This window comes from Caballeronia sp. (assembly GCF_049581465.1).
Lineage (GTDB): Bacteria > Pseudomonadota > Gammaproteobacteria > Burkholderiales > Burkholderiaceae > Caballeronia.
The window spans coordinates 1-6,824 of the sequence record NZ_JBAUSA010000379.1; the positions used below are offsets into that span (position 1 = coordinate 1).

At 60.1% G+C, this 6,824-nt stretch carries 6 protein-coding genes and 2 pseudogenes; 3 read left to right on the forward strand and 5 right to left on the reverse strand.

The window, feature by feature from the left end; genetic code table 11:
• Nucleotides 1-639: pseudogene (locus WCA53_RS09415) on the forward strand (ATPase); the annotation flags it as partial.
• A 133-nt stretch (nt 640-772) separates the two neighbouring features.
• Here WCA53_RS09415 and modC read toward each other — a convergent pair.
• The 3 genes from modC to modA are packed head-to-tail and all read right to left on the reverse strand — an operon-like array spanning nt 773 to nt 3,392.
• The gene (gene modC, locus WCA53_RS09420; RefSeq protein WP_423908363.1) at nt 773-1,882 is read right to left on the reverse strand and encodes a molybdenum ABC transporter ATP-binding protein; all 1,110 of its coding nucleotides are present in this window, start codon (nt 1,880-1,882) and stop codon (nt 773-775) included.
• A gap of 57 nt (nt 1,883-1,939) precedes the next feature.
• On the reverse strand, nt 1,940-2,620 hold the full coding sequence (modB, locus tag WCA53_RS09425; protein ID WP_423908366.1) for a molybdate ABC transporter permease subunit: 681 nt from the start codon (nt 2,618-2,620) through the stop codon (nt 1,940-1,942).
• Between the two features lie 19 nt (nt 2,621-2,639).
• Nucleotides 2,640-3,392, reverse strand: a complete 753-nt coding sequence (gene modA, locus WCA53_RS09430; RefSeq protein ID WP_423908369.1) for a molybdate ABC transporter substrate-binding protein — start codon at nt 3,390-3,392, stop codon at nt 2,640-2,642.
• Between the two features lie 232 nt (nt 3,393-3,624).
• Between modA and WCA53_RS09435 the strand changes: the two genes are divergently transcribed.
• Nucleotides 3,625-3,939 carry a DUF4148 domain-containing protein gene (locus tag WCA53_RS09435; protein WP_423908371.1) on the forward strand — a complete coding sequence of 105 codons (315 nt, stop codon included), beginning with the start codon at nt 3,625-3,627 and terminating at the stop codon, nt 3,937-3,939.
• Here the strand turns inward: WCA53_RS09435 and WCA53_RS09440 are convergent.
• Nucleotides 3,888-4,427, reverse strand: a complete 540-nt coding sequence (locus WCA53_RS09440) for a cupin domain-containing protein (RefSeq protein WP_423908373.1) — start codon at nt 4,425-4,427, stop codon at nt 3,888-3,890. The two genes, WCA53_RS09435 and WCA53_RS09440, sit on opposite strands and share 52 nt — an antisense overlap.
• Before the next feature lie 188 nt (nt 4,428-4,615).
• Nucleotides 4,616-5,380, reverse strand: a pseudogene (locus WCA53_RS09445) (NAD(P)-dependent oxidoreductase); the annotation flags it as partial.
• A 543-nt stretch (nt 5,381-5,923) separates the two neighbouring features.
• Here WCA53_RS09445 and WCA53_RS09450 point away from each other — a divergent pair.
• Nucleotides 5,924-6,824, forward strand: a 901-nt coding sequence (locus tag WCA53_RS09450; RefSeq protein ID WP_423908375.1) for an enoyl-CoA hydratase/isomerase family protein, incomplete at its 3' end; no start/stop codon positions are given.

A 6,824-nucleotide genomic window follows, 5' to 3' on the forward strand; every position in this document is an offset into this window, starting at 1 on the left:
GCCGCGACGCAGATCGACCGAGCGTCGGCTCAGATCGAAGAACTACAGCGCATAACCTTGGAACTTGAAGAGACCCGGAAGCAGGTCGGCGCTTTGGCCGAAGCGAAGACGGCGACGAGCGCTGAACTCGACCGGCTTTCGCAGGATGCGGTTGCCGCGAGAGACCGGGCAGATACCGCCGAACGGCACGCAGCCCAGTTGGAGCAGCGTCTTACAGAGCAAGCCGATGCCGTCGCAAAAGACAGTCAACGCAACCTGCAACTCGGCGTTCGAGCAGACCAGGCCGCGAACGAAGTTGCCGCGTTGCAACGTCAGATATCGGCTCAGGCCCAAGCCCATGCAAAGGCCCTCAGCGACCTTCGCGTCAATGCGGAACAGTGGGTGGCGCATGCGACGGAGCTTAAGCAACGGCTCGGCCAGGCAGGCGAGAAGATATTGTTCATCGACGCACGCAGCACAGGAGAAGTGGTGCTTGTCCGGCGGCTCTCATCTGAACTGGAGCGGCTTAAGCCCGATCACGAGTTGATATCCCGGGACGCGCAGCAAAAACTGATCGGTGCGACGATGGCCCAGCAGCTTGCCCAGAAGGGCTACCGGTATGACCCGAGTACGGCGGTCATGTCGAAGGTGGATGGCTGACAGATGCCGCCGTAGCAGGCATGAGCAACGTGCCGCAGGCTACCCTGTCGGTCTACCTCCAGGAAGGCGGCCGCACATTCATGTGATGGCGATCTGCCTCGCCGGCGACACGACCGGCATGGTTGGCAGTGCTTCAGGTTAGCAGCGATACCGCCTTGACCTGCGCCCACAATCGCTTGCCGACCGCGAGCTGTAACTGATCATGGGAATAGCGCGTTACGCGGGCGAGGAGCGGCATACCGTCGATATCCAGGCGCACCAGGACGTGCGCCGGATTCGGGGCGGCGACGATTTCCATAACCGTCGCCGCCAATACGTTAAGAACACTGCTCTGCTGCTCATTGCCGACGACCAGACTGACGTCGCGCGCCTTGACGACAATACGCATTGGCTTGCCCGTCGCAAGCGCCGGGTGCGCCACCCGGAGGGACGACCGCCCTCCCCGCAGATTCAGCTCCAGAAGGCCATAGTCGGGATCATGGCTCGCGACGACGCCTTCGATCACGACTGATGCGTCGTCGGCAATTGCGAGTGGCAGGTCGAGCCTTGCCAGCGTATCGGCAATGGGTCCGCTAGCGATCGCCCGGCCGTTTTCCAGCAGCACTAGATGATCGGCCAGGCGCGCGACTTCCTCGGGAGCGTGACTGACATACAGGACGGGAATGTCGAGTTCGTCGTGAAGCCGCTCAAGATAAGGCAGGATCTCCAGCTTGCGTTTCTGGTCGAGCGACGCGAGAGGTTCGTCAAGAATAAGCAGGCGCGGGCTCGTAAGCAACGCGCGTGCAATGGCCGCGCGCTGTCGCTCGCCACCTGAGAGCGCAGCCGGCATGCGGAGCAACAAGTGCGTGATGCCGAGCAGTTCTGCAATTTTCGCGAGGTCGACTCTGCGTGCCGCGGGCGCTATGCGTTTCAACCCATAGCGTAGATTTCCGGTGACGCTCAAGTGCGGGAACAGACTGGCTTCCTGAAAGACATAGCCCAGCGGTCTCTTGTGAGTAGGTATGCAGACGCCAGTCGCGGTATCCAGCCAGATCTCTCCGTTGACGCACAAGCGTCCGCTCGCCGACGTTGTCAGTCCGGCCAGGCACCGCAGCAATGTCGTCTTGCCGGAACCGGAATGACCGAACACGGCTGTGACGCCACGGCCGGGCAGCGTCAGATCCACGTCGAGTGCGAAACCCCCGTGTTCGACAAGGAATCGCGCTTCAATACTGTCAGGCGAGAGACCCGCAACGGCCGTCATGGGCATAGTGTCAGTGAGTACAGGAAGACGACAATCGAAGCGCGGTTCAGGGCTCGTTCAGCCTTGCAGCGCCGGCGCGCGCCTGCTCGAGTACAAAAGCAGAAGGACGAAGAACGAGAAGATCACCATGCCGCCCGCCAGCCAGTGAGCCTGTGCATATTCGAGCGCCTCGACGTGATCGTAGATCTGCACCGAGACTACGCGCGTCTTCCCGGGTATATTTCCACCGATCATCAGCACGACGCCAAACTCGCCCACCGTGTGCGCGAACCCGAGGATTGTCGCGGTGACGAAGCCGGGCCGCGCGAGCGGCAGCACGACCGAGAAGAAGCAGTCCCACGGGCTCGCGCGCAGTGTGGCTGCCGCTTCGAGCGGCCTCTGGCCGATCGCCTCGAAGGCATTCTGCAGCGGCTGCACGACGAATGGCATTGAATAGAGTACCGAGCCGACGACGAGCCCGAAAAATGTAAATGGCAACAATCCCCAACCCATTGTTTGCGTGAACCGGCCGACGTAGCCGTGCGGTCCCATTGCGACCAGCAGGTAGAATCCGATTACCGTGGGCGGCAGCACGAGTGGCAGCGCCACGATCGCGCCAACCGGCCCCTTCAACCATGCTCGTGTTCTCGCCAGCCACCAGGCAATCGGCGTGCCGATGACAAGCAGCAGCACGGTCGTCAACGACGCCAACTGGACGGTGAGCCAGATAGCATCGAGATCGGCGTCGGTCAACGGCATTGCATCACGCGCGGCGCTTTCATAGCGTGTAGCCGAACGACTTGATGACTTCGGCGGCTTTTGGACCCTTCAGGTATTCGACGAACGCCCTGGCGGCCGGATTGTCGCGGCCCTTGACCAGGACCACAGCATCCTGTTTTATCGGCTCATGCAGCGACGCAGGCACGATCCAGGCCGAGCCGCCCGTGATCTTGCCGTTCTTGTAGATCTGCGACAGCGCGACGAAACCCAGTTCCGCGTTGCCCGTAGCCACGAATTGCTGCGCTTGCGAAATATTCTGCCCTTCAACGATCTTTGAGGCGACCGCCCGTGTGAGCCCGAGTTTGTCGAGCACCTGCGTTGCGGCCAGGCCGTATGGCGCAGTCTTTGGATTGGCAATGGCGAGGTGCCTGAACTGGTTTTTCTTCAGCACATCGCCATTCGCGTCGACGTAGCCGTCCCGCGCCGACCACAATGCAAGTGCACCGGTCGCGTAGGTGAACCGGGTGCCGGACACCGCCAGCCCTTCGCTTTCGAGTTTGGCGGGTGTGCTGTCGTCGGCGGCAAGCAGGACCTCAAAAGGTGCTCCATTCTTGATCTGCGCATAGAACTGCCCGGTTGCGCCGAACGACGCGACAACCTTGTTGCCAGTGTCTTTTTCAAAGTCGGCTGCGATGATCTGCATGGGGGCCGTGAAATTGGCGGCCACCGCGACGTGCACTTGCGCCAAGGCAGGAGTGGTAACGACAGCGGCTACGAACGCAACCAGAAATCCAAACGAGCGAAGCCTCACGGACCCTCCGGGATTCAGCAGTGAAGAAATTATCATCGGACGCCGCGTCGACGCCTCTCGCGGCGCAGCAAGCATGCGGCCTCGGACGCGAGGAGTTACACGGTGAAATGGATATTTCGTTATATACGTGTAGATATGACGAGTGCAAGCCTTTACATGTTCGCGCAGCCGGCTGCGTTGCTTGGAATGAACCATGCTTGGTGAGGGTTGCTTCCTTGGAGGGAAACGCAAAATGAAGAACGCAAACAAGGCCTGGCCGATGCTTCCCGCGTCAGTGCTCCTGCTCGCTGCATGTGCCACAGGGAGCATGCAGGCAGGCACAGGGACCCACCTTAGCGCCGTGGAATGCCGCGACCTGACCGAGATAAGGAACAAGGCACCGGTTACCCACGAGCGCAATATGAGTGAAGTGTCGGCGCTGGAAAAAGCGGGCTACCATCCTGGATCGTTTAATAACGATCCTTACTACCCAGCAGATCTCGAGGCCGCGCAGCGTCAGGTCGATATCTGGTACGAGACCGAGTGCCCGCAAACAAAGCCCGGTTGAGAACGGCAATCCGGCATCCGGTCATGGTCCCCGAGCGGCCGGCCTGGCCCGTCCAACCATCGATCCGCGTGCGTAAGTTCGTACGCTTCGTTGAGCGGATAACGAATACGGTTGTCCTCGCGCGGACGTTCGCCGATCACCATCAGCCTGACTTCGTCCTTCGTATTGTTGATGTACGTGTGGCAAATCCCGGTGCCTGCCGGAAACGCGACGGAGTCGCCCTCTGCAAGAGGATGAAGGACGCCGTCGAGCCAGACATCGGGCTTGCCTTCGAGCACGTACACGAACTCCTGCTCGGCACTTTCGGCGTGCGGATATGAAGTCCTACGGCCCGGCAAAAGCCTCACATGATGAATGCCAATGCGCGTAATGCCCAGCGCAGCGGAAAGCGGCGCGTCGAGCGCCATCGGCTCGGTATCTCCACGATAGGAATGCGCATCCGCCTCTTCCAGTTCAGTCCAATGTTTGATGAAATCCGGTCGGCGCATCGGTTGTTCTCCTTTAGGACGAACAGCCATGATAGCCGCTCACCGAAAAGACGAAATCCGAGCGTAGCGCGGGCCCTATGAGGTGCTTAGAGATGCGGCGCAGTGGAGGCGAAGGCGTCGATCTTCATCGCGCCAAGCTGGACAAGCGACGGGCTGTCTTCACAAATAGGACAGGAGTACGAACGTAATCACCTGCCGAGATCGGTTCGTGCCTCGATCGCACAGAGGACCGCCGCCATGTCCGACTGCCCGTGCCCCAACGCTTGCGTCTCACCGTATAGCGCGTAGCAGACATCCAATAGCGGCGACGCGACCCCAGCTTCCCTCGCCGCTTGCGCAATCAATCGATTCACCTCAAGCACATTGGTGATCGACCCCTGGACATCGAAGTCCCGCATCACCAGCTTGAGAATTTTCACGCGCGAGATGTCGCTGGCCATCTGACCGGCATCGACGATGGCGCGGAACTGCTCCATGTCCAGACCATGCCGTTCGGCAAAATGAGCCGCTTCCGCCAGGCCGGTGACCGTGGTCACCAGAAAGAGGTTCACCGCGAGCTTCATGAGAAGCGCGCTCGGAACCCGCCCGCACACAATCGTCTGGCGGCACATTGGCTCGAGCAGAGCGCGGATGCTTTCGATGGCCACAGCTTCGCCCGCCAGCATCGCCACGAGCTGGCCCGCCTCGGCGGGCTTGCGCGACCCCGAGACAGGCGCTTCCACGTAGGTGCCATCGGCGTTGCGAATGTCAGCTTCGAGTCCGCGCGAGTAGTCGGGCGCGGTCGTCCCCATGTTCACGATCGTGTGTTTCCTGACGTTCGCGCTGAACTGCGACGTGCCGCGGCCGAGCACAGCGTCGATTGCGTCGCCGTCGACCAGCATCAGGAATACCACGCGGGTCCGTTCAAACACCTCGGCAGGATTCGTCGCGACGGTCGCCCCCGCCGCCCGCAAAGACCCGATCTATGCCTCCCATCAGGTGGGTTCGAGGCGCATGATTGCCGAGATTGAACGAGTAAAAAAACTTGTCCTACCCGCTATCCAGTAGATGCATCATGGCGACTCTTTATTCGCCGATAAAAATTGGCAGGATACCTACCGATTCTAAAACGCGGGACTTTTCAACAAGATCTGAGGCGCACCGGATCGCGTCCCCGGCTACAGCGAATCGAAAATCCACAGTGGTCAGGCTGCGAGTGAGTAGTCAGCCGCAGAAATCGCAGACCGCGATGACGCCAACCCATGACAACCGGCAGGCTCCTTCTGAAGGGCGTTTAAGACCAATACCAACGGTCTAGATTTTCATCCCATCGTATCGTCGACGGGCTACGTGGCGTTGTGTAGTGTTCATGCAGAGCGTGAGCCGCATGCCGATCGTTTATTCACGACAAGCGGAGCACCGTCGGCCTGGCAGTCCTGTCGGGTGACGAGCTTTCGTTCAAAAGAAATTGTCGATACGTAGATCATATTGATTGGTTGTTCACTGGGAGACCCACGATGGAATCAACACGACTGATGGCTATGCTGGCGACTTGCGGCTTACTTTTCGGTGGCATTTCCAGCGCCGTGGGTCAACAGGCGGGCGCTGCCACGGGTCAAGTGGCGCAATCGGAAACCAGTGCGAATCAGAATCAGGAGTTCAAGATTACACGTGTTACCCCGGGATACTGGCGCGTCACCATTGACCATCCCCCGTTCAATATCTTCGGCCCGGAATCCATCCCGATGCTCAATAGCGTCGTCACCCAGATAGAGAACGATCCCGACGTGAAGGTCGTCGTATTCGCGAGTGCAGTGCCCGGATTTTTTCTGACTCACTACGACTTCGTTCCTCCCCTCGAGGCTACGACGAGCTTGCCCCCAGGAGCCACCGGCTTGCCGCCCCTGCCCGATATATTTGTCCGCCTGAGCCGGTCTCCCGTGGTGTCGATTGTCAAGATACGCGGCAGGGCGACAGGCGTCGGCAGTGAACTCTCTCTCGCGAGCGACATGCGTTTTGCCAGCCGAGAAAAAGCAGTGCTATCGCAGTTCGAAATCGGCGCTGGCTTCACGCCGGGTGGCGGCCCGATGGCACGACTCCCGCGCCTGATGGGTCGCGGCCGCGCCCTGGAAGTTCTGTTAAGCGGCAACGACATAAACGGCGACATTGCCGAGCGCTATGGCTATGTCAATCGCTCCCTGCCGGATGCTCAACTGGACAAGTTCGTGGACACGTTGGCGCGCCGGATCGCCACCTTCGACAAACAGACGCTTGGCGATATCAAGCACATAGTCAATGCCACGACCCTGCCTTCCGACCAGGAACTCGGCGCGGAATGGAACTCGTTCATTACCTCGGTCCAGCGTCCGGCGGCACAGCGCGACATCAAGAGACTGATGGAACTCGGGCTGCAGAAAA

What these genes read in the sequence shown, in the direction of transcription:
- modC (WP_423908363.1), bottom strand. Translation starts at nt 1,882, where the DNA reads ATGACGGCCGTTGCGGGTCTCTCGCCTGACAGTATTGAAGCGCGATTC.
- modB (WP_423908366.1), bottom strand. Translation starts at nt 2,620, where the DNA reads ATGCCGTTGACCGACGCCGATCTCGATGCTATCTGGCTCACCGTCCAG.
- WCA53_RS09435 (WP_423908371.1), top strand. Translation starts at nt 3,625, where the DNA reads ATGAAGAACGCAAACAAGGCCTGGCCGATGCTTCCCGCGTCAGTGCTC.
- WCA53_RS09440 (WP_423908373.1), bottom strand. Translation starts at nt 4,427, where the DNA reads ATGCGCCGACCGGATTTCATCAAACATTGGACTGAACTGGAAGAGGCG.